The organism is Streptomyces sp. NPDC045470, assembly GCF_040646595.1.
Taxonomy (GTDB): domain Bacteria; phylum Actinomycetota; class Actinomycetes; order Streptomycetales; family Streptomycetaceae; genus Streptomyces.
The window spans coordinates 84,964-110,143 of sequence record NZ_JBEZAN010000020.1 but is presented as its reverse complement, the minus strand read 5'-3'; the positions used below and the strand labels follow the sequence as shown (position 1 = coordinate 110,143).

Here is a 25,180-nt window from a genome sequence, read left to right as displayed (position 1 = left end):
AGGGCCCCGATGAGCCACCGGCCCGCCCGCCGCGCACGTCGCGCCTCCGCCTCCCCCCTGTTCACCCCGCACGGCACCGACCGGGCCAGCCGCAAGGCCGCCCGCCGCCAGCTCGCCGAAGCCTCGGCCAAAGCCCGCGCCGAAGCAACCGCCCACCCGGCGGGCACCGCACCAGCCGAACACGAGGCCCCCGCGCCCCTCTATCCGCCCGGCGGACGCCCCGGGCCCGGCTCCGCCCGCGGCAACCGCCTCAAGCTCCCCGCCCACCGCATGACAACCGCCATCGCGGCCGGCGCCTACCCCTTCCTGGCCGAAGGCGGCCTCGGCGCCGAGGGCATCTACATCGGCCGCGACGTCCACGCCGAAGCCTCGTTCGTCTTCGACCCCTTCGCCCTGTACGGCAAGATCGAGGGCTTCACCAACCCGAACATCCTGCTCGCCGGAGTGATCGGACAGGGCAAGTCCGCGCTCGCAAAATCGTTCGCGCTGCGCTCCGTCGCCTTCGGCTACCGGGTCTACGTCCCGTGCGACCCCAAGGGCGAATGGACCCCCGTGGCCCAGGCACTGGGCGGCATGTCCGTGGCCCTGGGCCCCGGACTGCCCGGCCGCCTCAACCCCCTGGACGCCGCACCCCGGCCGCAGAGCATCTCCGAGACCGACTGGGACAGCGAGATCCGCAAGCGCCGACTGCTGCTGCTCGGCTCCCTGGCCCGCACCGTCCTCGGCCGGGACCTGATGCCCATGGAGCACACCGCCCTGGACGTCGCCCTCGACGCGGCCGTCACCCGCGCCGCCGAGACCGGCCGCACCCCGCTGCTCGGCGACGTCGCCGCTGCCCTGAACAACCCCGAGCAGCTCGATGAGGCCGCCGGGATGATGTCCGGACGGCTCGGCGAGGCGGCCCGCGACCTCGCCCACGCGATGCGGCGGCTGATCCACGGCGACCTGGCCGGCATGTTCGACGCGCCCTCCACCGTGCGCTTCGATCCCAGCTCCCCGATGCTCACCATCGACCTGTCCCGGCTGGGCGGATCCGGCGAGGACACCGCCCTCGTCCTCGCCATGACCTGCGCCTCCGCCTGGATGGAATCCGCGCTCACCGACCCCCGCGGCGGCCGGCGCTGGATCGTGTACGACGAAGCGTGGCGCCTGATGCGCCACCCCGGCCTGCTGCAACGCATGCAGTCCCAGTGGAAACTGAGCCGCGGCCTGGGCATCGCCAACCTCATGGTCATCCACCGACTGTCCGACCTCCTCACCGCCGGCGACGCCGGATCCCGCGGACGCGCCCTGGCGGAGGGCCTGCTGGCCGACTGCTCCACCCGCATCATCTACCGACAGGAGACCGACCAACTCCACGCCGCCGCCGTCCTGCTGGGCCTGACCTCGGTGGAGGCAGACGCCGTCTCCCACCTCAACCGCGGCAGAGGACTGTGGAAGGTGGCAGGCCGGTCCTTCGTCGTACAGCACCATCTCCATCCTCGCGAATTGTCACTATTCGACACAGACGCCCGTATGCACTGAAGCCCAGCGAAACGGAAAGCCCATGACCGCAACTCCAGCGGACGAGAACACGCAGACGGGGACCGGAAGCCACCCCCGTACGTCTGCCATCGGCTCTCAAAAGGTGAGCGAATCCCTCGGCATGTCGCCGCGGTGCCTGGCCCGGCTTCATGCCGTTGACAGCCCTGCGAGCGTCCTCGCCCAGCTCGTGGCCACAGCAGCGCGCCACCTGGACCACGTCCACGAACAAGTCACCGACGCCGCCCACGGCGCGGCCTCCACCCTGACGCGCGTCGCCGCCGGAAGGGCACCGATCAATTCGCTCGGCATTCTGCAGAACAGCGCCACGCAAATCGACATCCTGGCCGCCCGCCGCGCCGACGCAGTCGAGCACCTCCTGAACGTTCTCCACGCCTACCGTCAGGTGACGACGAGCGACGGCGCCGCACACCCGGCGCCCCGCCCCGGCAAAACCCCGGGCCAATCGCCCACCCCCAACGCCCTGCCTGCCCGTGTGCCGCGCGGACGCTGACTTCTTTTCTCCCCCTCAAGGAGCCCATGCCCACTTCACGCCGCGAGTTGCCCGCCTTCGCCGCCGACCTGGCCGCCCGTCTGCCCGGCACCTGGACCAGCACGTACCACCGCCACGCCGCGTACAGGGACCAGTTCCCCACGGCCGGTCAGCTCTGGGACCTCGGCCACGTCTATCACATCGTCAGCCAGTACGTCCTCACCCACGACGCCGTCCTCTACGGCCCCGACAGCCAGCGGCTGTACGTCACCGACCGGCCCCTGTATTCCCGCCAGTTCGTCGTCGCCCCGCTCGAACCCGTCGGCGACGGCATCCAGTCCCACCATTTCGCCGGCGTTCCGGAACCGAACGGCATCGCCGTCCCCAACGACCCCGCCCGGGCCGCCTTCCAGGTCACCCGCCGGCTGCTGCCCCGCTACGAGCAGGCCCTGCACAGAGTGCTCCGCAACGCGGCGGCCGAGCCCGAGCCCCCGCACCGGCCCGCCCCGCCCCAGGTCCCCCAGGTCCTGACCCTGACCTATTACAGCGACGGGGCCCTTGGTGCGCCGTACGAGAGCGTGCCTGCGGAGGCCCGCCTGGCGCTGTACGCCCACGGCTTCCAGTACCTCCCGCACCAGGCCGCCTTCCTCCTGCCCGCCGCGTACGGCGAAGACGGCCGCGCCCTGCGCGTCCAAGCCGTGGCACAACAGCTCGCCGCCCAGGGCATCGGCGTGAACCTCCGCGCCATGCCTCAGAAGGCCACGGCGCCCTCCACCGCAACCGCGCGATCGGCTGTCCCTTCACCCGCCGGCGTTTCCGTGGCTGCCCGCCACCGGTAGGCCGCCCCCGTTGGGCGCACCGGCAACCCCGCATCTTTGGAGAACCTCCTGTCCACCCGTTCCTTCATCGCCCGGCCCACCCAGACCGGCTACGACGGCATCTACGTCCACCTCGACGGCCAGCCGAGCGAGAAACTGCCACTTCTCCTCGCCGCCTTCCAGCACAGGTTCGGGCGGAACGCCGAGGCCATGGCGCGACACTTCGTGGACGGAGTCGCCGTCGGCTGGGACGAGCTGGGCACCGACCTCCTCGACGGCGCTCCGCCCGAGCTCATCTCGGCCTTGACGGGCGGGCAGCAGTGGCCCAGCAGCACCCTGGACGACCTGGTCACCCCGGACGGCTCGCCCCCGGTACGGATGACGGTCACCGAACAGACCGCCGCCGACCAGGACGTGCAATGGGGCTACGTTCTTCGCCCGCACGGCATCGAAGTTATCCCTGTGCCCCACGCCGAAGCCGGTCCCGTTATCGGCTGGGACACCGATCCGCGCACGGGGTTCAGCGACCATCCGGGCCACTGGTCCTTTCCCGCCCGCACACCGGCCGGCCCATCCGCCGCCCGCGCCGCACGGCCGCCCCGGTCCGCTCCCGCGGCAGCGCCCGCAGAGTCCCGCCCGGCCGCCCGCCGCTGACCTCGCCCCTGTCCCCGCGCCCCGGAGATTGTCCTGCCCACGCCCCTGATCACGGTCGTCATCGCCACCCGCCTGCGCGAGGACCGCCTCGGCTACCTGACCGCCATGCACGCAAGCCTTTCGCGGCAGTCCGTTCCCTGGGAGGCGGTGATCGCAGTCGACGGTGCCGACCCGGCACGCCTGCCGGCGCCGCTCGCAGCCGACCCGCGTATCCGTCCCCGCGTCGTGCCCCGTCCCGTGGGTGCTGCCTGTGCCCGCAACCTGGCTCTCAACGATGTCCGCACCCCCTACGTGAACTGGGCCGACGACGACGATCTGTTCACCGACCACGCCATGTCCGCGCGGCTGGACGCCCTGCAGGCGGGCGGAGTGGGCTGGTGCGCCGGGTGGAGCGAGGACCTTCATCCTGATGGCTCGACCACCTTGTGGCGCTGCCCGGCGCCCCCCGGCCGGCATAAGGCCGGCGACGTCTGGACGTACTGTAAGTCGCCGGCCGACACCATCCCTATCGGACCGACCACCATCCTCGCCCGCACCGACCTCGTCCGCGCGGCCCCGATGGGGGGCCTCGTTCAAGGGGAGGACTACTGCGCGGCCGTTGGCACCACCTGCCTGGCCCCCGGGATTCTCCTGCCTTTGCCGGTCTACCGTTACCGCAAACACGCAGGTCAGATGACACAGGCGCCGTCGTACGACCAGTTGGAGACGGCGGCCAGAGAACACGCCTGGCACTACGGGCGCAGCCTGCGTGCCGCCGTCCGCGGCGTGGAGGCATTCCGTGGCTGACGCGCAGATCATCCTCGCCTACAGCCGGACGCGGGGCATCGTCGCCGTCGCGTCCGGCGAAAAGTACGGGTCCGCCGGCAAGGCGCTGGTCGAATCCGGGTTCCAGCGGGGTGAGGCCGGTGTGTACTGCCTGCCGGCCGAGGACCCGGGTGTCTCGCGCGCCACCGTGGCCGGCCTGGTCCGCCGCGCCGAGACACTCGGCGCCACCGTGACGACCAGCAGCCGGCGCTTCATCGGCGACGCCGCCGACGATATCGCCCGCCTGCTGCCCGGCCAGTGGGAGACACAGGTCGAGCTCTACTGCCACCCCGTCTGGCAGGACGACCTCGTGTCCTGGCTGTGGGACAGCGGAGAACTGGTCCGCGCGGTCCAAAGCGAGCGCATCCCGTACGCCGCCACCCTCACCCTCACCGACGGAACGTCCGAGACCACGTTGCTGCTGGTGGAACGCCCCGGCCACCAACTCGGCTACCTGGTCGGCGCGTTCTCCCCAAGCCCGTTCGAGGAGGGCTATGGTGGTCCCCACGCCCCGGCCAGCATCGTCCTGCCGCCCTTTCCCGGCCGGGCGGCCCGGGCCATCACAGAGCGCTACCTGCCCGCCTTCGACCGGGCCCTCCACGCCCGCCGGACCACGGCCATAGCCGACGCGCTCGATCGCATCCGCAGCGAGCACCGCGTCTGGACCGCGATGGTCGCCTCGGGCCGCGACAGCGACGCCACCCCGCTCACCTTCGACGCGCTCGGCACCGCCACCGCACAGTTCCTGGACACCACCTGGCGCGAGTTCCTCACCGTTACGGACCACGCCCCCGCCCTGATGGACCGGTGTCGCCCCACCGCCACCCTGTGGTCCGGCGACGCTGAGGCGCTCGCGCAACTCACCGTCGCCCTCACTAATGCCGAAACAGTGCGCGAAAACCTTGCCCGTGGTGCCCGGCTCACCCCCGCTGAGCGCAACGCCCTGACTTGGCCGGCCGTGGAGACCTGGCTCACCTACGGTGAGGTGTTTCTCCGGCAGGCGCGAGCCGCCTCCCCGCAGCCGCGGCCCGCCATCGCGGCCACGGCGCCGCCCCGCGTCCTCCCGTCGGCCCGGCCCGCACCCCACCGCTGACCGCGGCCCCCCACGCTAGGAGCACCCTCTCTTTGGACCCCGGCACCCACTTCGTCTTCGGCACCCACTCGCACCACGGCTTCGTCGCCTCCGCCACCTCCAACATGCCCGCGCACCTGGCGCACTGGTTCCTCACGCGGGAGCAGTTCGAGCCCGTAGCCGGCCAGCCGGGCCTGTTCCGGCTGACGGAGCCGGAACGCGATGGCCCACGCCGCACCCGGCAGGCCGTCCACGACCTGCGCCGCAGCGGGTATGCCGTGCATGCCGATGTCGTCCTCGATCCCGCCACATCAGCCAACCCGCCCCGCCCTGTCAGACCCCACGGACTGTCGGAGCAGCGCAGCCGGATCGCGCAGGCCGCCGGCCGCGTGTCCCCGCGCCGTTCGGCACCCACCACGTCGGCGCCGCTCGCGCGGCCGATCCCGCCGAAGCCCACCTACGCGCCCACCGTCCACCTGCCTGCCTCCCGCACCGGGCGGTCGCGATGACATCCGGTGCCGAGCCGATCAGCATCACCCGCGGGCAGGGCGGCCAGGTCGAGGTCGAGGGCGTCATCGATCCCCTGGCCCGAGACGTCCTCAGCCGAGCGGGTTTCCTCTTCGAACCGTCGCTGCGTGGCCCCTGGGTCCGCCTCCCGTTCGATATGGGACGCGACTGGGAGAACGAACACGCCACCTGGGCGGCAGAGTTGCTCAGCGCCGCCCGTTACCCCGTCCGCCTCGATCCGGACCTGCGCCACGACGCCCCCGCGCCGGTTGTCGCCTCCGGGCCGCGGCGCCCGGCCATGACCGCCCAGGCCCCGCCCGGCCGCGCGCCGCGCCACTGATGCCGACACCACCAGGAGCAACAGATTCCCGATCCCCACGCGAGCGACATCGTCGCTCTGACCTCCCGAGTACGTGACTTCCGGCTGCGTATGGCAGCTCTCGACCGCGAGGCTGAAGCCGCTCTCGACACCGCTCGTGACCGCTACGGACGCACCGTCCACCACCAGGTCGCCGCGGCTGCCCGCGCCCATCGCAACCACACGGCTGTCGACACATACACGGCGTACCTGGCCTCGCACGCCGGCCCTCTGCTTGATGCGGCCCGCAGCGCCGTCGACGGGCTGCCGGATGCCCGGCACACCCGCGCCTGGCGGGACCTGCTCGATGCGCTCGCCACCTCCCATGCGGAGATCGTCCGCATCCTCGACCGTCCCGCCCCTCCCGGCTCGGCCGCCGAGCGCGAGCAGCACACCCTGGTGTGGCCCCACCTCGCTGCCTGGGCAGATTACGGCTCCATCGCCGCCGACCTCGCTGAACAACATCACCAGCCCGCACCAGTGCTGAGCGACGGGGAGCGGCAGACGTGGACCGAAAAGGCCCAAGTCGCGCAACGGCGAGGCGAGCTGGACCTGATCGAGTCGTGGTACGCGGCCGACGGCCGCCGCATCACGCTCGCCCACCTCGTCGAGGACGAGGACACCACGGTGGTCGCGCTCGCCGGAGACCCGGGCGCGCCGGGCTGGGAGGTCATCGGGCACTACGCCCACGAGTACGCAGCCGGACAGGCGCTGCCGCGCGCCGTTCCGCCCGGAGTTCTGCGTCCCGACGCCGCGTCCCGGTTCAACCGTCCGGAGCTTGCCCCCGAACGGCCCCTGCAGGAGCTGGTCCAGGAGGTGGTCGAGGCCCGTGCCGCCGGTGACGTCTGCGAAACCCTCCTCAGTGTCACGCAACAGGGCTACGACTCAGGCCCGATGGTCCGCCTGCAGCATGTCCTGTCCACCGCTGCGAAGTTCTCGTACGCCCTGGAGAGCGCACAGGGCCGGCAGGTCGGCGCCCGGCTCGACGCACTCGAAAGGCAGCTCGACTTCCTCGTGCAGGAGGTGCATGACGCGGCCGAGGACCTCGGCGCCACCGTCGCCGTCCTGCCACCGCACCGCGCCCCGAAGCCTCCGCGGATCCGCCCGCGCCCCGCCCTGGAGACGACGCCTGCGCCCGCGCCGCCCCAGCGCACCACGACGACCGCGCGCCACCCTTAGCCGGCCCAGGCCCTCGGGGAAACTCCCGTTGGCCGTGATGGCTTCGACAGTCCCGGCAGCGCGCATCACTACCGCGCGGCGCCCGGCAGATCACACATCGCACCCCTCCGGCTCCGCCCTCTCCTACTCCCTCCTCAGGACAGGACTTCCGCAGCCGTCGTCCTGCGGTCCCTCGCGGCCGACCACCCTCTCGCCAGCGTCGCCCTCCCGCCGCGAGCACGCCTGCGCAGGCGCCCCCACTTCCCTTCGCACATCGTCAAGGAGAACCATCTATGGCAGTCCGCACCCAGTTCCCCGTCGAGCACCAATGCGGCCACTCAGTCACCCATGACCTGTCCGAACGCCCCGCCGACCGCCGGGCCGGCTTCGCCCGCTGGCTCGCGGGGAAGGACTGCACCGACTGCTGGAAGGCGGCTCGCGACGCCGATACCGGATCCAAGGAGGAGTGGCTCGCCGCCAAGCGCGCCGCGGAGCAGCAGGCCGCCGCCGAGTGGGCTTCGAGGTTCGAGATGCCGCCGCTGGAGGGCCCCGAGCGGGCCCTGGACTGGGGCGAGCGGTCCCGCCACCAGCTGATGACGGCCGCACACACCGCACTGGTCGTCGAGGGCACCTGGGATGAGGCGGACTGGGCGGAACTGGAGGAGAAAGCGCGCGTGGTCACCCGCGCCGGATGGTGGATCGACCAGAGGGACGCGGAGGGCCCTGACCTGCTCGAACTCCTTGACGCCGCCACCGAGCAGGACCGTGGGACGGAGAACCCGTTCCGCTGAGGCGGCCGGAACATAGCCGGGAATCGCCGGTTAGCCAAACCGGCGATCGTCCGGACTATTGATCCTCCCGCCGCCCGCTTCGCGTGGAAGGATCTGCATGAATCCGCCGCCCCGGACACCTGCTACGCCCCCGGCCTTCGCGCCGACGCACGACCCGCTGACCCCCGCCCGGGACATCACCCATCAGCACTTCCAGGCCGGCGACCAGGTTGTCGTCCTCAAGGGGGTCGCCGACGGGGAACTGTGGGGAGATGCGGTGCGCGTCGTCGCCCCGTCCTGGCACACCCCGACCGACGAGGACGGATGGCGCCTGCGCGACGCCACCGGAGGCGCCCAGACCTACGTCACCGCCCACCCCCGCTACCTCGTGCACCTCTCGCGCCGCTGCCCCGACTGCCTGATCTACCTCCGCGCCATGGAGGACCACCTCCTGCCGAAGTACCCCGAGCCCAACGCCCTGGTCGACTGCGGCTGGTACACCACCACGGCGCTCGGCCAGCTCGTGCACATCGCCGACGCCCGGAGCGGCCGGTGACCCTCCCCGTCCGCCGCCCCGGCCGCGCCCTGGCCCTGCTCCAGGCCACGGCCCGGGCCACCGCTGACCCAGGCGCCGCCTCCTGGCCGGACCGCCTGGCCCAGGACCTGCGCGACCTCGACGCCGACTGGCGGGAATCGGCGGAGGTGTGCGCGGACGCCGCCTGGACGGCACGCGCCGCGGGACACAGCGTCCTCGGCCTGCTGCACCCGGCCCAGGTCACCGCCGCCGGCCCCGATCCGGTCACCACTCGCACTTTCCGGCATCTGTACCTGAGCGCCCTCCGGTTCGATTTTCGCTGTGCCACCCTCCAAGCCCTCGTCAAACAGCTCCCGGCCACCGCGCGGCGGTCGCTGGACTGCTACAGCCGCGCCCTGTACGCCTTCGCGCTGCTGGGCCAGTCCCGCCCCGCGGGCCTGAGCGTCATGGACGAGGTCCTCACCGAGGCCGGGGAACACGCCAAGACCCTGCACGTTCTGCTGCACGGACTGTGGCTCGGCCAGGACCTGGACCAGGGCGCACCGCGGCTCCTGGCCCTCAGCGCCCGTCCGGCCTTCACCCCCGGCACCGATCCGATCGTGCTCTTGCGCAGGGCCGGCGCCCCCGCCCGCGCTTTCGGAGGCACGCCGACGTGATTTCGCGCGTCAACGAACGCACCCACACCCCGTTCGACCCGCTCAGCGAGGCGCTGGGGCGCGCGGTGCCCATCGAGGGCGGTCTTGCCGAGCAGGCCGTGGTGGCCTACTGGCCGGGGCTGGACTCCTACCTCCTGGACGACGAGCAGGCGACGTGGACCGCCACCCAGTGGGCCGAGCACCTGGAAGATCCGCTTCTGGAGCACCCGTTCGCCGCCAGCCCCCACGGCGACCGGCGGGCCATCTTCCACCTTGAGGCGCGACTGCACCCCGACGACCGGGACCTGTCCGATGCCGAGTGGGCTGAGGCCGCCCACCGCCTCGCCCGCGCCGCCGGCATCGAGACACCAGGCGACCAGAGCGGCTGCCACTGGATCGCCGTCCACGGCAAACCCGGGCGCCTCGATGTAATCGCCAACCTCATCCGCCTCGACGGCGCCTGGCAGTACCGGCCCGCTGACCTGATGCGACGGCTCGCGGACGAAACCCGCCGCATCGAAGCGGACCTGCGCCTGACCCCCGCACCGGCCGCCTCCCCGCAGCGGGGCAGTACCCGGGCCGTGCCGAGCGCTTCGGCGCCGTTCGCCGCGGTTCTCGCCCAGCTGGCCGACGAACAGGACGGCCCACTGGCCACGGTGCGCGGCCTGGTCGAACACACCGCCCACCGCCTCGCCGACCAGCCCGGCGCCGCCGGTGACGAGAGCGCGCACCGCCTGGAGCTGATCGCCCGCCGTCTCTACGGCATCCAGCACGACCTCCACACCACCGCCACCCGCCTGAACCCGCCACTCCCGTCGCATACGGCCGTCCCGACACCGCCCGCAGCCACGGCGGCCACGCGCCGCTCACCGTAGGAGGATTGCTTCTTTGCCCCGTGCCGACCGTTTCCTGACCGTGCGCCGTGATCCGCACTCCGAGGAGGTCCTGGCCCGCGGCGGCGATCCGGAGGCGCACAGCATCCTCCAGAGAGCCGGCCTCGTCCCCGTCGTCCGCGTCCACGAGACCTACCACCGCGCCCCGGCCGGCCTCACCCCCGACGAGGACACCCGTATCGCCACCGAGGCCGTCGCCCGGCTGCGCACCGCCGGATACCACGTCGACTGCGACGCGAGCTTCGACACCGACGCCCGGCCGGTCAGTTACCTGCCGCTGGGCTCCTCCGTCGCCCACCTCGCCGAACGCATCCGCACGGCCACCACCACCGACGAGGTGGCCGACGCACTCACCGAGCTGACCGCCGCCCACGACGGGGTCCTCGCCGCCCTCGGCGACATCCTGACCGCCACCGCCGAGTTCCACGAGGGCCTCGGTGATACGGCCGACCCGCACGTCGCCCGGCGGCTGCGCTACCTCGCCGACGAGCGCCTCGGCCGCATCCGCACCGAGCTGTGCGATACCCGCAACGCCCTCGCCGACCGGCACGCCCCGCACCCCGGCCGCAGCACCTGCACCGAACAGGTACCCGCCACCGAACGCGAGCGCTCCGCCGTGTGCGCCTGCCCGCCCCCGCCACGCACGGCTCTGGCACCGCCGCCCGCCGTGGCCGCCGGGCTGCGCCGCTGACCCCACCTTCGCTCAAGGACACCATGCACGACCACGAAAACTCCGAGCGCCTGGCCTCCTACGCCGACGTCCTGGCCAGTGAACTGCCCGACACCTGGACCAGCACCTACCACCCGCCCGACGCCAAGGACGACCTCGCCGAACTGGGCGACCGGATCTGGGACCTGGACCTGATCGCCGAATCCCTCGCTGAGCATCCGCTGCAGCAGGCAGCCGTCCTGAGCCGCCCGGACGGCGCCCAGCTCGCCGTCCTGAACCGGCACGACGCACGCGACGGGTTCCTCATCGCCGCCGTCGCCCCCCGCGCCCTCCCCGACGAGGCGTACCGCGGCGTACCCGAGCCGAACGGCATCGCGCTGACCGACGATCCCTTCCTGAGCGCCGAGCAGGTCGCCGGCGACCTGCTCGCCCGCTACGACACCGCGCTCGCCCAGGTGCGCCACAACGCAGCCGCTGACGTCCAGCCGTCCCAGCCGCAGCGGGTCGTCCTGACCTGGCAGCCGGACGGCAGCCTGGCTGCCGCGCCCGTCGGCGACACGGCCGGCGCCGTCCTGGCGGCCAACGGCTTCGTCCCCGATCAGCAGACCGGCATCTACCGCCTCAGCGGTGACGACACCACCGTGCAGGCCCGCGCCGTACGCGAGACCGGCCGCCAGCTCGGCGCGCACGGCATCGCCACCGCCCTCCAGCACCCCTCGGGCCGGATCGCGCCCAGCGCCGCACCGCCCGCCGTGCCGCCGTCCCCGGCTGCTTCCCGTCCCCCGGCCGCCAGGGCCCGGTGAAGCGGCGGAATCCCGCCCCGGCTTCCTGGTGCTGGCGCACATCCCCTCACCAGGGCCGGCGGCCGTCCCTCCTCCCGTAGACAGCCGCTGAACTGGAGAACCGACCATGGCCAATCTGGCCGACGAGTACGACACCGACGTCGAGATCTACGTCAAGCCGCTGACCTCCACCATCCACGCCGACACCCCCACCGGCGCCCCCGCACAGCTCCACGACCTGCTCGACCAGCTCGGCCTGCAACGACTCGAATACCCTGTCGGCGCGCCCCTGTACATCTGGCACGTGGTGCCCGTACATCTGACCGCCGACGAGCAAAAGCGCGTGGCAACCCGGGCTATCCCCGCTCTCCTCCAGGCCGGGTACAAGGTCAACTGCACCTCCGACGTCTTCGACGAGGCCGCCTATCAGCAGGCGGTGCGCGAGCTGCGGCCCGCCAAGCCCAACCCCTCGGAGCAGCGCCCGGCCCCGGCCGCTTCCCCCGCACCGGCCCGGCGCACCCCGTAAGGCCGGTGGGGCGGCCCCGCCCACCGGGGCCGCCCCACCGGCACCGCCCGACCCCCGGAGAAACCCGTAGCGCCCCGCACGCCCCCCACCGACCACCATCCGTCTCACACCCCGCCTGGCCACCGCCTTGTTCCGCCGCTATCTGCGTGCCTGCATCCCCACCGGACCGCACCGCCCCGCCCCACTGGCCGGCGCCCGCCCGGAGGCCGCCCTCGCCGAATCGCAGCGCACCGGATGCCGCCAGCACTCCTGACCGCCCCGCCCGGAGGAGCATGCCCCACCCCACCCCGTACGCGGTGCGGCTGGCCGACGAGATCACCCGCCAGCTCGGCCAGCTCACCGACCACCTCGCTCAACTGCCCCCGCATCAAGCCACGCAGGCCATCGCCCGCATCCTCGATCCCGACGACGGCGTCCTCGGCGGCATCACCCATCTCGTGATCACGGGCAGCGTGTTCGCCAAGGCCGAAGCCGAACGGGGAGCGCTGCCGGCGGAAGTGTGGCTCGCCCTCGGCCGGGCCTCCAACGAACTCAACGACATCGCGCTGGACCTGGACGAGCACCGCGAGACGCTCCGGCACCTCAGCGTCCGCCCCGCCCCCGCCACGGCGAAGCCGCCGGTGCCCACTCCGCTCGTCGTCCGGCGGCGCCGATGAAGAAGAAACAGTGGCACAACTGGGGGCCGGGCGAGCAGCCCCAGCAGCACTACCTCGTCCAGCCCCGCGCCCTGGCCGGCGGCGGCGATGTCCGCCACGTCTCCGAATTCCTGCGCGCCTGCGGCTGGCGGGACAGGTCCAAGACGGGCGGGCCCCTGCTCATGCAGAGCCCGGACCGCTCGGTCCGCATCGCCTACGACCCCCACGTCCAGCCGGGCGGATGGACCCTCCACGGCGCCGCGAGCGGGCACCAGCCCGAGTGGTGGGCGCACCTCGGCCGGCAAACCCCGGTGGAGATCGTCGCGGGCCTGACCGACGCCCTCACCCAGCCTCGTTCCGCGCACGCCCCCAATGTGTGGGCTCCCCTTCACCAACAGCGCTGGCACACACCGCCCAACGCCGAGCAGGCCACCGCCACCAGCCCCGACGGCAGCGCCTGGATGCAATACCACCAGAGCCCTGACGGCGCGGCGATGTGGTGGTCCGGGGCGAAGGACCAGCAGGGCAACGGCTGGAACGCCCAGTTCGCGGCCAGCACCCCGATGCACCTGATGCAAGCCTTCTCCACCGCCCTCGCCAGCCCCGAGCCCGTGATGCGCCCGCTCGGCCGTGTCCCGCCCAGCACCCAGATCAAGACGACGTCGGTGTCCGTCCTGCCGTCCCAGCTCAGCGCCTGGCAGCAGGCCCGGATCACCGCCGCCCGCGCCGCCACCTGGGCCCGCAACACCGCCCGCAGCACCCGGCCCCGCACCGCGGCCCGCCCCCACGCTCACCCGGGCGGCCCCCGAGCCCGCCGCTGACCGCCGCCGACCTCCCGAGGAGCCCCGTGCCCGCACTCACCCCGGACGCCATCCGTACCGCGACCGAGACCCTGTCCCGCCTCACCGACTACCTGCGCGAGACCCCCGACCCCAAGCAGGCGCTCGCCCTGGTCGAACCGCTGCTGGACGAATACACAGGTCTTCCCGTCCAGCTCGCCGATGCCCTGCGCGCCCTGGCCCGCGCCGTACAAGAACACCCCGACACCCCGCGCAGCCTCGAAGCCGACCTGCTGATCATGGAGTTGCGCACCGCGGCGTGGGAACAGGCCAACCAGCACACCCTCCACTACGCGCTCGACGACCTGCGCGCGCTGTACGCCAGCGCCTCCAGCGCCGAACCGCAGTGCGGCCCGTGCCGGTGAGCGAGCGGCAGCTCGCCGCCTTCGCCGACCAGATCCCCCGGCGCATCCCACTCGACACCAGCCCCCGCCACCTCGCCGGCGCCGGCGATGCCCGGCACGTCACCCACGCACTCGCCGCAGCCGGCTGGGACCGCACGTCCGACCCGTTCAGCCCCGAGATCATCCTGAGCAGCCCGGACGGACGGTTCACCCTGCACTTCGACCCGCAGTCCGTCACCTCCGCGTGGTGGCGGCTGCGGGCCGCGCCCACCGGAACCGAACCGGGCTGGTACGCCGAGTTCGGTGAACTCGTGCCCGCCGAGATCCTCGGCCGCCTCACCGACGCCCTCACCGCCCCGCCCCCGCCCCAGCCGCCGGACCCACTCCAGGCCCTTGAGTCGGCGGGATGGCTGTTGAGCAACGCGACCACGGCCCACTCCCCCGACCGCATGTGCCATGTAGAACGCTGTCCTGATCAGGAGGATCTCCGGGGGTTTTGGCACGTCGAGACCTGCGAGCCAGGACACGGCACGCTGCTGGGCCCCCGAATCTGGCACGCCCGCTTCGACGGCCAGGTTCCCGACCATCTCGTGGCCGCCTTCACCACCGGGCTCGCCGACCCTGCTCCGCTCCAGCGCGGCATGTTCGACCGCACCGCCCACCACAGCGTCGTGCAGGAACCAAGCCCGCACACGCCCGAACAGGTCGCCGCCGCCCACGCCAACCGGCTCAACGCCATCCGCGCACAGGCCCGCGCCGCACGCCGCCAGCAACCGGCCCGCCCCACCACGGCCTCGCCGATGACCGGCACCGCCACCCGTCCGGCCGCCCGCCGCTGACCCGTTAGGACTCCACCGTCTCCCCCGACCACACCGCTCACCGCGCGTTCCTGCAACACCTCGACGACTACATCCGCGACAGCAAAGAGATCCTCGACGCCTGGGACGCCTACTCCGACGAGCACACCGACCTCGACGGCTGGCCGCACGACGACCACACCTACGGGCTGCGCCAAAGCCAGCGCGACGCCGACACCGCCGAAGCCTTCGAAAACATCCGCGCCGGCACCCGCCACCTGCTGGCCACCGCCGACACCCAGCTCAGGACCATGCCGACCGGTGCGGTGCAAAGCCACTGGGTGTACCGGCTCGGCGTCCTGCACACCGCGCTCGACCGCCTCGACGCCCTGCACGAACAATGGCCGCTCACGCGCGACAGCCTCCCCGCCGGCGCCCGTCCCGGCACCCCCGTCTTCGACGACGCGCTCGCCGAGCACCACGCCGAATCCTGGAGCTACCTGGACGACTGGGCGACCCACGGCCACGTTCTCCAGGACATCAACTCCGCGGCCCGACACACCTCTGCTCCGCTGGCCCTACCACCGACTGTGACCGCGGTGCCCGCACCCGACCGGTCCCCCTCGGTACGCAGGTGACCGCGCGCCGGCACACGTGATCGTCGCCGTGTCCGAACGCGGCCCCTTGCCGCGCGTCAGCACCCGCTCAGCGTCCCGGCCGCCAGCCCAGTCTCGTGACGCGCCCGCGCCGGGACCTACCCACTGTGCAGGTCTCTTCCCGCCCGGAAGACCGCCTCCCTGCCCCACCGCCCGTCGCGACGCCCCGCCGAAGAACCCGAGCACCTGCGAGGGCCATCGGCCTGGAACGGCCGCAGTTACTGGTCTCTCCGTCCCCGTCCGGAAGCACATAGCCCCTTTGCCCCCCTCCTCCAACAGCTCCGACGGGTACGACATCGCCTTCCGGCTCCTGCTCGGAGCCCTCGCCATCGTCGTCCCCTTCTCCAACCTTGCCTGGCTGTCCGGCAACATCACCGCCTGCCTCACCAGCCTTCCGTGGGCGCCGTATCAGCCGACCGCAGCCCTGCTCCACCCTGATCAGCTCTGGCCCCAGGCCACAGAAACGTCCCTGCTCGTCGGCGCCCGCATCGTTCCCGCCGCCGTCCTCCTCGCCCTCGGTGCCGCAGCCAGCGTCCTGTGGTACCGCCGCAAGAACCGCAGCGGCAGCCGGAAGAAAAAGATCACCGGCATGGCCAAGGCGCGCGACATCGAACCGCTGATGGCGAAAGCGATCGAAGCCAAGGCACGGACCCTGCGCCCGAGCCTGAAGGACACCAAGCACATCGCCGCCCAGGACACCGGCATCCTCCTCGGCAACCTCCAAGGCACCCCGCACGAGGTGCGGATGGGGTACGAGGACGTCGCCGTCGCCATCATGGCGCCGCGCTCGGGGAAGACGACCTGCCTGGCCGTCCCCGCCATCCTCAACGCCCCTGGCCCGGTCCTGCTGACCAGCAACAAGGCGGCGGGCGACGCCTACACCGCCACCGTGGACGCCCGCTCGCGCGTAGGACGGACGTGGTCGATGGACCCGCAGCAGATCGCCCACGCCGCACGCACCATGTGGTGGAACCCCCTGGCCACCGCGAAGACCCTGGACGGCGCCAACAGGCTGGCGGGCCACTTCGTCTCCGCCTCGGTGGACGCCTCGCAGCAGGGCGACTTCTGGTCGAAGGCCGGCTCCAACATCCTGAGCCAGTTGCTGCTGGCCGCCGCCCTCGACGAGCGTCCGATCACCGACATCATGGCCTGGCTCGCCTTCCCCGCTGACCGCACCCCGCTGGACATCCTGCGCGACCATGATTTCGCCGCCGTGGCGGCCCAGCTCAAGGGCACCGTCGAAGGCCCGCCGGAGACCAGGGACGGAATCTTCGAAACCGCCCGCCAGTACGCCGCCGCCCTGCTCAATTCGGAGATCGCGGCATGGGTGACACCGCAGAAGGATGTTGCCGAGTTCCAGCCGTCGCGGTTCGTCACCTCCTCCGACACCCTCTACCTCCTCAGCAAGGACGGCGGAGGCGGCGCATCGGCGTTGATCGCTGCATGTGCGGACGCGGTGATGCGGGCCGCGACCGCACAGGCCGAACGGGCCGGAGGACGTCTTGACCCGCCGACCCTCGCGATTCTGGACGAGGCCGCCAACGTGTGCAAGATCAGCGACCTGCCCGACCTGTACTCCCACCTCGGCTCACGCGGCATCATCCCCATCACGATCTTGCAGTCCTACCGGCAGGGCCAGAAAGTCTGGGGGGACGCGGGCATGGACGCCATGTGGTCCGCCTCGACCGTGAAGGTCATCGGCAGCGGCATCGACGACCCGGACTTCGCGGACAAGCTGAGCCGCTTGATCGGCGACCACGAGGTGGAGACCACCTCCACCTCGCACTCCGAGTCCGGGAAGTCGACCTCCGTCTCGATGCGCCAGGAGCGGATCCTGCCCGCCGACGCGATCCGCGCCCTGGCCAAGGGCACCGCCCTGTGCTTCGCCACCGGCATGCGCGCCGCCATGCTCACCCTGCGCCCCTGGTACGCCGAACCCGGCGCCACCGAGCTGTCCGCCGCCTCCGCCCGCGCCTCCAAGGCGATCACCGCCCGTGCCGTTGCCAAGCACACCCCCCAGCAGAACGACTACGGCACCGCCGCGTGACCCCTCCCCCCTCACGCCACCCGGTGCCCTCGCCCCTGATGTTCCTTGGAGTTCGGATTGCAGTTCGTCGACCTGTCCGAGCAGACCCGCGTCCTCGGCCAAGTGGCTCCCACCTTGGAATCGCTGCGAGCGGAGGTGGAACAGGTCCGTGCCGGAGAGATCCCCAAGCCCGTCCGCGAGCTGGCGCCGCTCGCCGTCCGGGCACAGGAGCTGGCGACCCGGTGCACACAACAGCTCGCGACGCTGTCGACCAGCCAGTACGCGGTCATGAAAGGCGGGCACGAAAACCTCGCCGAACTCGCCGAGGTCTCCGCCCAGGTATCGCTGGCCGCCGCCATGTGCACCCTCGCCATCCACACCCGCACCGAAGTGCTGCTGTATGAGGACGCCGATGAGAGCCCGCAGGCAAGCCGGCGTGTCCTGAACGACGCCGCCGAGAGGATGGATGCCTCTGCCAAGGCGTACCGCAGGCTGGCACATCGGCTCTCCCGTCGCCTGGCCTCCGCCGCCGCCCAACGCGAGGACCAGCAGCTCATCGACCGCGCTCTCGCTGGCCCCGGCGCCACCGCCGCTTCATCCGCAGCATCGCGTACAGCGGCCAACACCCGGTGCCCGATACCCCCTGGGCCCACAGCCGTCCCAAGAACACGCTGACCGCAACCGGCTCAGCGCCTTCTCCTGATCCGCAGATCATGTCCTGCGCGGGGCTGCCCGATGTTCATTGGGACGACGGACGGCGTACGCACCGTCACCACCTGAACCGCCAATTCCACAACGGGATCAGCCTGCTGACTCGGGCACCGGGCCCGGCGCCAAGAGCTGCCCGCCGCCCCCGCCCACGCCTCCAAGGCCGCCACCGAGCGCGCCGTCGACAAGGCCGCCTTGGCCCAGTCCGGCTTCACCCCGCCACCTGCACCCCTGGCGCCCGCCGACTGACGCCACCGGCGGCAACTTCGCTACCCGACCACCGCTTTGCCCTTCGGAGCACCATGGCCTTTATCGACCACAACGACGTCGTCATCGGGTCCACCGACGACGGTCACACCTTCGTCCTGCTCAACCGCGCCCTCCCCGCGGCCCAGCGCATCCTGACCGACCACGGCTTCACCGCCCGCCAGCCCAGCGACCCGGGCCGCCCGCTGTATCTGCTGCCGCCCGCCTATGCCGGCGAGCAGGCCCACACCCGCACCGGCGACGCCATGCATTTCCTCTTTCAGCACACCTGGGACGTGTCCGACCTGAGCTGGACCACCCGCTGGAACCAGAACGGACCGCTGCCCGAACCGGATGTCCACTTTGATGTCTCCGGCGAGCGCGTCACCGCCACCGCCCGCACCGACGCCGCCCGCCGCGTCCTGGCCGACCACGGCTTCATCGCCACCGAAGACGGCTACGCCCTGCCCGCCGGCACGGACGAGTCCCGGCAGCTCGGCGCGGTCGTCCAGGCGGAGATCGCCCTGTCCATGGAGAACCTGGGCGCCCGCATCGGCCTCGGCTTCCGCACCCCCGCCGACATCCCCGCCGCCCCCGCCCGCACCAGCGGCCACACGCCCACACCGCCCGCCGCCCCGGCTCCGGACCGGCCGCGCCGTACGCGCTGACAGCCCAGGCGACGTGCCGAGCAGCCGTCCAGGCCCGTCCCGTTCTGCGCGGCGGGAGTACCACGATCACTGAGAGTCTCACTTGCGCATCTCCACTCCGCCTCCCGGCCACGCGCACCGGCTGTACCTGGCCCAGCTCTGCGACTACCTGCACAAGAGCGAGCAGATCCAGGCCGCATGGGACGCCTACTCCGCCGGGCACAGCGATCCGGAGACGGCCCAGCCGTACGACGCCGACGCCTACGCCCACCGACAGAACCAACGCAACGAGGACACCCTGGGCGCCTTCGGGCGCGTGTACTACCACGCCGATGAGCTGGTGTCCGCCGCGGAGCAGCAGCTCGTCCAGATGCCGGCCTCGGACCATGCGCTGCGCCACGCCTGGCAGCTTGTCCAACTGGGCGTCAGCACACAGCGTTTGTACGAGGCCCACGATGCCTGGCTCGACGACCGTCACAAGCTGCCAAAGGACGCCGTGGAGGGAACCGCGGCGTACGAGGAGCGGCTCGCTGAGTTCCATGCCGAAGCCTGGCCCCACCTTCATCAATGGTCCCTCCACGGTCGGGCCCTCATCGAGATCAACGAGCTGGCGCACCAGCAGCAGCCGGGTCAGGGCCAGTCCCTCGTCCCCGCCATGGCGAAGCCCGTGCCCGTGGCCTCCGCGAAGCCGTCCGCACCCCGCCGGTGACACCCGTCAACGCCCTACCGCCACGTCAACGTGCCTGTCCCGTACGCCTCCGCGGGCCGCGCACCGAACGGAACCGTCCCGCCGCCGATGACCGCTCCCACCGCCCCGGCCGAACAGCTCCTGCTCCTGGGGACCGACTTCGCCCGTCACAACGACTACCTCTCCCGCCTGCAGCTGGACGGCTCCAGTCCCGCGACCGCCCTGGCCCAGCAAGCCACCTCCACCCAGCACCTGGCCCGCTCGGCGCTGGACATCATCGATGACCTCAACGCCCAGCCGATGTACCACAGCCCGGAAATTAGCACCGTGTACGCGCGGGTCCGCCAGCTCGCCCACCTGGCCACCGACGCAGCCGACCACCTCCTGGACGCCGAGGACATCCTCGACGACACCCGGGCCGGCGTTCCCGTCAAGGGCGACGGCCCGCTGCTGACCTACCGGCAGGCCCTTCAGATGGCCAACAGCCGCCTCGGCCTCGTGCGGGAGCTGACCGCGCTCGGCCCCCAGGACACGCTGACGACCGCCGAACTGTTCGTCACCGAACGGCGCCACCGGGGCGAGCTCCCCCCACAGCAGCCGCCTGCCTTCTCCCCCGCGCAGGAGGCCGCGCTGCGTGCAGTGGCGCGCGGCGAGGTGACGATCTTCAACGGCAAGCCGTACCTGCGCCGGGATGACCTGCGCATCACCACCGGCACCCTGCGCTCCCTGGAAGCCCGCAGCCTCGTCACCCGCGAGGACTGCCCGCTGTGGCTGCACGACGAGCGGGTGCACCTGAGCGCCGACGGCCGCCGCGACCTGGCCGCCACCTTCGGCCGGCCCCCGGCACCCACGCGCACCGCCGTCCGCCCGGCCCCGGTGGCCAAAGCCACCACCAGCCGCTCTCTCTGAGCTCCGCCCCGGGAGATCCCACGCCCACCGATGACGCGCCCACCCCGCACGACATCGCCCTCGCCCTCGCCGCCCAGATCCACCCGGACGCCGCGCCCCGCGACGTGGTCGCCAGCTTCAGTGTGCGGCGCCAGGCCGGGCCCCGCTTCGGTTACCGGGGCTCCGGCGGTCCGGTGACCGTCGTGGCCCGGTCCCTGCACGCCCGGCTGTACGGCCTGCCGACCGCCCCTTCACCGCTGCCCACCGCGCTCGACGAACTCCTGCAGGCCCTCGGGACGGCGCGCGACGGCGACCAGCGGCAGGCGGTGCTGGCCCAGCTCGCCGAACAGCTGCGCAACGCCGCCCAGACCTCGAATGGGCCCGCGACAACGCCCACTGGCGTCAACAGCCCGACGCCGCCTGGGAATGGCTGCGGGACGCCACCGACACCACCCGCCACCTGGCCGACGGCCTCGACAGCGTGCACCCCGCCTTCGCCGCGCCGCCCCCCTGCCTCACCGCTTCCGCCGCCGACGCCCGCCCCGCCCCACGCCGCCCCCGCCCGGCGCTGACCGCACGCCCGCGGGTGCCGCCCCCGTACACCGCAAGGACGCCCCATTTCCGCAACCCCCGCCTTCAGATCCCTCTCCCTTGGCGCCGGTGTGCAGTCCAGTGCCCTGCTCGCCCTGTCCGCCGAAGGAACCCTTCCGCGCGTCAACTACGCGATCTTCGCCGACACCGGCTGGGAGCCGCAGGCCGTTTACGACCATCTCGACCGCCTGGAGAAGGAGATAGCCGAACCGGCCGGCATCCCCATCCTGCGGGTCTCCTCCGGCAACATCCGCAACGACGCGCTCAACCCCGCCCACCGGTTCGCGTCCATGCCGCTGCACGTCCTCAACCAGGACGGGCGCCCCGGGATGACCCGGCGCCAGTGCACAGTTATCTGCACCAACTCCCCTCGTTGAATCGACGTGATGGCCAGTGCGATCGACGAGGAGGAACACCTTGGAACTGCGACAGGAAATGATCGAGGGGCGGGCCGAGCTGCCCCGGGTGGGGGCCGTTGTCCCCGCTCGGCGCTTCCACCCGCCGTACATCGTCGTGAACGCGTACGACGACGAGATCGAGGCGGCTACCGCCTACCTGCGAGATCTGGCACTGAACGACTGCAGCCCGCTGACGGTACGCAGCTACGGGTACGGCCTGCTGCGGTGGTTCCGGCTGCTGTGGCTGCTGGGGGTCACTTGGGAGAAAGCGACCGAGGCTGAGGTCACGGTGCTGGCCGGGTGGCTGCGGACGGCCTCGAATCCGCAGCGACGGCGGAGTCAACCGGGCGGACACGTGCCCGGGTCGGTGAACCTTAGGACCGGCAAGCCGACGCTCCGTGCCGGATATGCGCCCAGAACGATCAACCATGCGTTGTCGGTGGTCAGCGGCTTCTATGGGTTCCACGCCCACCAGGGCAACGGGCCTGTGGTCAACCCTGTCCCCATCTCGCCGCAGCGCCGACATGCCCTTGCCCACCGGAGTCCGTTGGAGCCGCGGGCGGTCGTGGGGCGGGCCCGGCTGCGGCAGAAGGTCTCCGACAGGCCGCCCCGTTCGATTCCCGATCGGCTGTGGGACGAGCTGTTCGATCGCATGGGCTGTGAGCGTGACCGAGCCCTGCTGGAGTTCTACGTCTCCAGCGGCGCCCGCGCGGTCGAACTGCTCGGGGTGGGGGTGAGCGACATCGACTGGGCCGGCCAGCGGATCTACGTGATCTCCAAGGGCACCCGGGAGAGGGAGGCAGTACCGGCCTCGCCGCAGGCGTTCGTCCGACTGGCCCGGTATCTCGACGAGGCGGGCACCCCGGCACGGGGCGAGTCGGTCTGGCGGACTCGTCGCGGGAGCGATCGCCCCCTGTCCTACTGGGCGATGCGCCGGATCATGCAGCGGGCAAACGAGCTGCTGGGCACGAATTGGACCCTGCACGACCTTCGGCACACGGCGGCGTCCCGGATGGCCAACGGCGGGAAGCTCACACCGGTCGAGGTCCAAGCGATCATGCGGCACGCGAACATCCAGACCACCAGCCGCTACCTGACCGCGCGGGTGGAGGAGATGTTCGACAAGCTTGCGGAGCACTACAGCACGCCGCGGCCAGCGACGAGCTACCCCACCGGTTACTCCGCGGATGACATCAAGGCGGTGTTCGGTGGCTAGGTCCAGTACGACCACCGGTGTCAGCCGCCGGCACGGGCCCATCGCGGAGGGGCTCACGTTTCCCAGCCGGTTCGTGGGTGGTCCGATGAAGCCGCAGCCTGCGGTCTCGGATCCGCCGCCGCGACCGCACGGAGAACTGTCTGCAGCGTCGATCAACCACGTCTCCAAGCTGGCCTTCGACGTCTGGGAAGACGCGTCCACCGTTACCCGGCACCAGCGCGCTCAGGCCACCCGCGGCATTCTTCAGTACCTGTCCACGCACCCGGGGCACACCTGGCAGGAGCGGTGGGACGCCAGCCCTCTGGGCAAAGGGCTGATCAAGGCGAACAGTCTCGGTGCCCGCAGGACGACCGGCCTCGCGGTCACCCCGGGGGTCCGCACGCTGTTCTGCCTCCGCGTCGTCCAGCCCACGATGCTCGCCTTCCGGCAGAACCAGCTGAACAACTTCACGCCCTTGTTCATCTCCGCGCAGAAAGACCCGCTGCTGGTCACTTTCGAGGAGCACATCGCCGCACAGGAGCTGCGGCTCAAGCACCAGCGGGAGGCAGTGCTCGGCATGTGCACGCTCCTGACCTACCAGGGCGTCGCGCTGGCTGACGTCACGCCGGAGTCGATCCTCCAGTACGCGCACGACAACCGGCTGGCCCGCTGCCGCCTCCAGCCCGGACAACCGGCCTCCAACCGCCTTTTCGGCCACGGCATGTGGACGGCCCTGATCACGATGGGGCGGTTCCCGGCGTCGACGCCGACGACCATGCGGGCGGCGATGATGCGCGGCCAGCGGACCATCGAGGAACTCGTCGATCAGTACGGGATCCGCGACCAGGCCGTCCGCGGCCTGCTGATCGACTACTTCGGCCGGCGTCGAGCCGATCTCGACTACTCCAGCTTGAAGCAGCTCGCGCTCCTGCTGGTCAAGCACTTCTGGGTGAAGATCGAGCAGCTTAACCCCGGCCAGCAGGGACTCCGAATCGCACCGGACCTCTACGCGCGCTGGCGCGAGACGATCCGTCTCAAGGACGATGGCACCCACCGGCGGGGCCAGGACGACATCGTCATCTCGGTCCGCAGCTTCTACTACGACCTGCACACCTGGGCTGCTGCTGAACCCGAACGCTGGGCGGCTTGGGTCGCACCGTGTCCCGTCCCGCCCGGTGAATTCCACGGTCTGGGCGTCCGCCGACGGAAGGGGACCGAACGCTCCGCGGATCGCACCCGGCAGCGCCAGCCGCTCCTACCCGTCTTGGTCGACCACGTCGAGTCCCGCTACGACCATGCCCGGCTCCTGCTCGAACGTGCCGACCAGGCCGCCGACGGGGAGGAGTTCACCTTCGCCGGCAACACCTACCGCCGGGTCATCAGCGAATCAGACCAAAAGCAGCTCCGGCACGGCGACGCCGTTCCCACCCGCTTGCTGGACCTGGACTCCGGTGAACTGAGGCACATCGGCACGGAGGAGGAGGCCGCTTTCTGGGACTGGGCGGCAGTGGAGACCTTGCGGCATTCCGGAGTACGCATTGAGGAGCTGTGCGAGCTGACCCACCTCAGCATCCGCCAGTATCAGCGCGCGAACGGCGAGGTCATCGCCCTGCTCGTCATCGAACCGTCCAAGACGGACCGCGAGCGCGTCATCCCGATGTCGGCCGAGCTGTTCCACGTCATCGCCTCGATCATCCGGCGCCACGGCCGACGAGGAAGGCCGATTCCGCTGGTCAGTCGCCACGACCAGCACGACAAGGTCTGGAGTGCGCCGATGCCGTTCCTCTTCCAGCGCCAGAACGGAGCGATCGGATCGAAAATCTTCAACCCCGGCACCATCCAGAAGATGATCAGCCGACGCTGTGAGGACCTGGCCGAGACCCACCCTGGCTTCCGCGGGCTGAAGTTCACCCCGCACGACTTCCGGAGGATCTTCGCCACCGAGCTGGTCAACAGTGGCCTGCCCATCCACATCGGCGCCGCGCTGCTGGGTCACCTCAGCATCCAGACCACCCGCGGCTATGTCGCCGTCTTCGACGAGGACGTGATCCGCCACTACCAGGCCCACCTCCACCAGAGGCGCCAGGTCCGGCCCTCGGAGGAGTACCGGGACGCCACCGAGCAGGAGTGGACCGAGTTCGAGGAGCACTTCGACCGCCGCAAGGTCGAGCTCGGCTCCTGCGGACGCCCCTACGGCACCCCCTGCCAGCACGAACATGTCCCGTTGACCGAACTAGATTGGGCCTCCCTTTGCTCAACTCATAGTGATGACAAGGGGGTTGTGGCTGCTGCTGACGGTTCGTGGTGACTGCGCGTGTGGTGGTGG

The 25,180-nt window shown here is 71.5% G+C and carries 29 protein-coding genes and 1 pseudogene; all 30 read left to right on the top strand.

What is annotated here, in order from left to right; translation table 11 throughout:
- Nucleotides 1-9: 9 nt before the first annotated feature.
- The 30 genes and pseudogenes from AB0A97_RS35530 (at nucleotide 10) to AB0A97_RS35385 (ending at nucleotide 25,162) form a co-directional block, all read left to right on the top strand.
- Nucleotides 10-1,524, top strand: coding sequence for an ATP-binding protein (locus AB0A97_RS35530; RefSeq protein WP_361158149.1), 1,515 nt, complete (start codon nucleotides 10-12; stop codon nucleotides 1,522-1,524).
- A gap of 103 nt (nucleotides 1,525-1,627) precedes the next feature.
- The gene (locus AB0A97_RS35525; protein ID WP_361158146.1) at nucleotides 1,628-2,035 is read left to right on the top strand and encodes a hypothetical protein; all 408 of its coding nucleotides are present in this window, start codon (nucleotides 1,628-1,630) and stop codon (nucleotides 2,033-2,035) included.
- Nucleotides 2,036-2,061: 26 nt separating this feature from the next.
- The gene (locus tag AB0A97_RS35520; RefSeq protein ID WP_361158143.1) at nucleotides 2,062-2,853 is read left to right on the top strand and encodes a hypothetical protein; all 792 of its coding nucleotides are present in this window, start codon (nucleotides 2,062-2,064) and stop codon (nucleotides 2,851-2,853) included.
- 36 nt (nucleotides 2,854-2,889) lie between these two features.
- Nucleotides 2,890-3,486: a hypothetical protein gene (locus AB0A97_RS35515; RefSeq protein ID WP_361158139.1), complete on the top strand. Its 597-nt coding sequence runs from the start codon at nucleotides 2,890-2,892 to the stop codon at nucleotides 3,484-3,486.
- A gap of 45 nt (nucleotides 3,487-3,531) precedes the next feature.
- Nucleotides 3,532-4,272, top strand: coding sequence for a glycosyltransferase (locus AB0A97_RS35510; protein WP_361158221.1), 741 nt, complete (start codon nucleotides 3,532-3,534; stop codon nucleotides 4,270-4,272).
- Nucleotides 4,265-5,383, top strand: coding sequence for a hypothetical protein (locus tag AB0A97_RS35505; protein ID WP_361158136.1), 1,119 nt, complete (start codon nucleotides 4,265-4,267; stop codon nucleotides 5,381-5,383). The genes AB0A97_RS35510 and AB0A97_RS35505 overlap by 8 nt, the downstream gene beginning before the upstream one ends.
- Nucleotides 5,384-5,415: 32 nt before the next feature.
- A complete protein-coding gene (locus AB0A97_RS35500; protein WP_361158133.1) occupies nucleotides 5,416-5,871 on the top strand; it encodes a hypothetical protein in 456 nt (151 codons plus the stop codon).
- On the top strand, nucleotides 5,868-6,209 hold the full coding sequence (locus AB0A97_RS35495; protein ID WP_361158130.1) for a hypothetical protein: 342 nt from the start codon (nucleotides 5,868-5,870) through the stop codon (nucleotides 6,207-6,209). Before AB0A97_RS35500 ends, AB0A97_RS35495 begins: the two co-directional genes overlap by 4 nt.
- A 90-nt stretch (nucleotides 6,210-6,299) precedes the next feature.
- Nucleotides 6,300-7,406 (top strand): hypothetical protein, encoded by a 1,107-nt coding sequence (locus tag AB0A97_RS35490; protein WP_361158127.1) that lies wholly within the window; start codon nucleotides 6,300-6,302, stop codon nucleotides 7,404-7,406.
- A 272-nt stretch (nucleotides 7,407-7,678) separates the two neighbouring features.
- The gene (locus AB0A97_RS35485) at nucleotides 7,679-8,176 is read left to right on the top strand and encodes a hypothetical protein (protein ID WP_361158124.1); all 498 of its coding nucleotides are present in this window, start codon (nucleotides 7,679-7,681) and stop codon (nucleotides 8,174-8,176) included.
- A 97-nt stretch (nucleotides 8,177-8,273) separates the two neighbouring features.
- Nucleotides 8,274-8,711, top strand: coding sequence for a hypothetical protein (locus AB0A97_RS35480; RefSeq protein ID WP_361158122.1), 438 nt, complete (start codon nucleotides 8,274-8,276; stop codon nucleotides 8,709-8,711).
- A complete protein-coding gene (locus AB0A97_RS35475; RefSeq protein WP_361158120.1) occupies nucleotides 8,708-9,346 on the top strand; it encodes a hypothetical protein in 639 nt (212 codons plus the stop codon). The genes AB0A97_RS35480 and AB0A97_RS35475 overlap by 4 nt, the downstream gene beginning before the upstream one ends.
- Nucleotides 9,343-10,200: a relaxase/mobilization nuclease gene (locus AB0A97_RS35470; RefSeq protein WP_361158117.1), complete on the top strand. Its 858-nt coding sequence runs from the start codon at nucleotides 9,343-9,345 to the stop codon at nucleotides 10,198-10,200. The genes AB0A97_RS35475 and AB0A97_RS35470 overlap by 4 nt, the downstream gene beginning before the upstream one ends.
- Before the next feature lie 13 nt (nucleotides 10,201-10,213).
- Nucleotides 10,214-10,909, top strand: a complete 696-nt coding sequence (locus AB0A97_RS35465; RefSeq protein ID WP_361158114.1) for a hypothetical protein — start codon at nucleotides 10,214-10,216, stop codon at nucleotides 10,907-10,909.
- Nucleotides 10,910-10,932: 23 nt separating this feature from the next.
- Nucleotides 10,933-11,691, top strand: a complete 759-nt coding sequence (locus AB0A97_RS35460; RefSeq protein WP_361158111.1) for a hypothetical protein — start codon at nucleotides 10,933-10,935, stop codon at nucleotides 11,689-11,691.
- A gap of 106 nt (nucleotides 11,692-11,797) precedes the next feature.
- Entirely contained in the window at nucleotides 11,798-12,196 is a 399-nt protein-coding gene (locus AB0A97_RS35455) for a hypothetical protein (protein ID WP_361158108.1), read from the top strand.
- Between the two features lie 272 nt (nucleotides 12,197-12,468).
- On the top strand, nucleotides 12,469-12,852 hold the full coding sequence (locus tag AB0A97_RS35450; RefSeq protein WP_361158105.1) for a hypothetical protein: 384 nt from the start codon (nucleotides 12,469-12,471) through the stop codon (nucleotides 12,850-12,852).
- Nucleotides 12,849-13,652, top strand: a complete 804-nt coding sequence (locus tag AB0A97_RS35445) for a DUF317 domain-containing protein (RefSeq protein WP_361158103.1) — start codon at nucleotides 12,849-12,851, stop codon at nucleotides 13,650-13,652. The genes AB0A97_RS35450 and AB0A97_RS35445 overlap by 4 nt, the downstream gene beginning before the upstream one ends.
- A 26-nt stretch (nucleotides 13,653-13,678) precedes the next feature.
- Complete coding sequence (locus tag AB0A97_RS35440; RefSeq protein ID WP_361158099.1) at nucleotides 13,679-14,035, top strand: hypothetical protein; 357 nt, start codon at nucleotides 13,679-13,681, stop codon at nucleotides 14,033-14,035.
- The gene (locus tag AB0A97_RS35435; RefSeq protein WP_361158096.1) at nucleotides 14,026-14,853 is read left to right on the top strand and encodes a DUF317 domain-containing protein; all 828 of its coding nucleotides are present in this window, start codon (nucleotides 14,026-14,028) and stop codon (nucleotides 14,851-14,853) included. The genes AB0A97_RS35440 and AB0A97_RS35435 overlap by 10 nt, the downstream gene beginning before the upstream one ends.
- Nucleotides 14,854-15,122: 269 nt before the next feature.
- Nucleotides 15,123-15,449 carry a hypothetical protein gene (locus tag AB0A97_RS35430; protein ID WP_361158093.1) on the top strand — a complete coding sequence of 109 codons (327 nt, stop codon included), beginning with the start codon at nucleotides 15,123-15,125 and terminating at the stop codon, nucleotides 15,447-15,449.
- Nucleotides 15,450-15,726: 277 nt separating this feature from the next.
- A complete protein-coding gene (locus tag AB0A97_RS35425) occupies nucleotides 15,727-17,514 on the top strand; it encodes a TraM recognition domain-containing protein (protein ID WP_361158090.1) in 1,788 nt (595 codons plus the stop codon).
- A 57-nt stretch (nucleotides 17,515-17,571) separates the two neighbouring features.
- Complete coding sequence (locus AB0A97_RS35420) at nucleotides 17,572-18,168, top strand: hypothetical protein (protein WP_361158086.1); 597 nt, start codon at nucleotides 17,572-17,574, stop codon at nucleotides 18,166-18,168.
- 335 nt (nucleotides 18,169-18,503) lie between these two features.
- Entirely contained in the window at nucleotides 18,504-19,115 is a 612-nt protein-coding gene (locus tag AB0A97_RS35415; RefSeq protein ID WP_361158083.1) for a hypothetical protein, read from the top strand.
- Between the two features lie 82 nt (nucleotides 19,116-19,197).
- Complete coding sequence (locus tag AB0A97_RS35410) at nucleotides 19,198-19,803, top strand: hypothetical protein (RefSeq protein WP_361158080.1); 606 nt, start codon at nucleotides 19,198-19,200, stop codon at nucleotides 19,801-19,803.
- A gap of 87 nt (nucleotides 19,804-19,890) precedes the next feature.
- Complete coding sequence (locus AB0A97_RS35405) at nucleotides 19,891-20,691, top strand: hypothetical protein (protein ID WP_361158077.1); 801 nt, start codon at nucleotides 19,891-19,893, stop codon at nucleotides 20,689-20,691.
- A 104-nt stretch (nucleotides 20,692-20,795) separates the two neighbouring features.
- Nucleotides 20,796-21,242 carry a hypothetical protein gene (locus tag AB0A97_RS35400; protein ID WP_361158074.1) on the top strand — a complete coding sequence of 149 codons (447 nt, stop codon included), beginning with the start codon at nucleotides 20,796-20,798 and terminating at the stop codon, nucleotides 21,240-21,242.
- 105 nt (nucleotides 21,243-21,347) lie between these two features.
- A pseudogene (locus AB0A97_RS35395) lies at nucleotides 21,348-21,611 on the top strand (hypothetical protein); the annotation flags it as partial.
- Between the two features lie 67 nt (nucleotides 21,612-21,678).
- Complete coding sequence (locus tag AB0A97_RS35390; RefSeq protein ID WP_361158071.1) at nucleotides 21,679-22,875, top strand: site-specific integrase; 1,197 nt, start codon at nucleotides 21,679-21,681, stop codon at nucleotides 22,873-22,875.
- 85 nt (nucleotides 22,876-22,960) lie between these two features.
- Entirely contained in the window at nucleotides 22,961-25,162 is a 2,202-nt protein-coding gene (locus AB0A97_RS35385) for a site-specific integrase (RefSeq protein ID WP_361158068.1), read from the top strand.
- Nucleotides 25,163-25,180 lie beyond the last annotated feature (18 nt).

Excerpts from the sequence above, each read along its gene's own strand:
- AB0A97_RS35385 (WP_361158068.1), top strand. The coding sequence starts at position 22,961 with ATGAAGCCGCAGCCTGCGGTCTCGGATCCGCCGCCGCGACCGCACGGA.
- AB0A97_RS35495 (WP_361158130.1), top strand. The coding sequence starts at position 5,868 with ATGACATCCGGTGCCGAGCCGATCAGCATCACCCGCGGGCAGGGCGGC.
- AB0A97_RS35455 (WP_361158108.1), top strand. The coding sequence starts at position 11,798 with ATGGCCAATCTGGCCGACGAGTACGACACCGACGTCGAGATCTACGTC.
- AB0A97_RS35460 (WP_361158111.1), top strand. The coding sequence starts at position 10,933 with ATGCACGACCACGAAAACTCCGAGCGCCTGGCCTCCTACGCCGACGTC.
- AB0A97_RS35415 (WP_361158083.1), top strand. The coding sequence starts at position 18,504 with ATGGCCTTTATCGACCACAACGACGTCGTCATCGGGTCCACCGACGAC.
- AB0A97_RS35485 (WP_361158124.1), top strand. The coding sequence starts at position 7,679 with ATGGCAGTCCGCACCCAGTTCCCCGTCGAGCACCAATGCGGCCACTCA.
- AB0A97_RS35480 (WP_361158122.1), top strand. The coding sequence starts at position 8,274 with ATGAATCCGCCGCCCCGGACACCTGCTACGCCCCCGGCCTTCGCGCCG.
- AB0A97_RS35520 (WP_361158143.1), top strand. The coding sequence starts at position 2,062 with ATGCCCACTTCACGCCGCGAGTTGCCCGCCTTCGCCGCCGACCTGGCC.
- AB0A97_RS35450 (WP_361158105.1), top strand. The coding sequence starts at position 12,469 with ATGCCCCACCCCACCCCGTACGCGGTGCGGCTGGCCGACGAGATCACC.
- AB0A97_RS35405 (WP_361158077.1), top strand. The coding sequence starts at position 19,891 with ATGACCGCTCCCACCGCCCCGGCCGAACAGCTCCTGCTCCTGGGGACC.
- AB0A97_RS35430 (WP_361158093.1), top strand. The coding sequence starts at position 15,123 with ATGCCGACCGGTGCGGTGCAAAGCCACTGGGTGTACCGGCTCGGCGTC.
- AB0A97_RS35445 (WP_361158103.1), top strand. The coding sequence starts at position 12,849 with ATGAAGAAGAAACAGTGGCACAACTGGGGGCCGGGCGAGCAGCCCCAG.
- AB0A97_RS35490 (WP_361158127.1), top strand. The coding sequence starts at position 6,300 with ATGGCAGCTCTCGACCGCGAGGCTGAAGCCGCTCTCGACACCGCTCGT.
- AB0A97_RS35530 (WP_361158149.1), top strand. The coding sequence starts at position 10 with ATGAGCCACCGGCCCGCCCGCCGCGCACGTCGCGCCTCCGCCTCCCCC.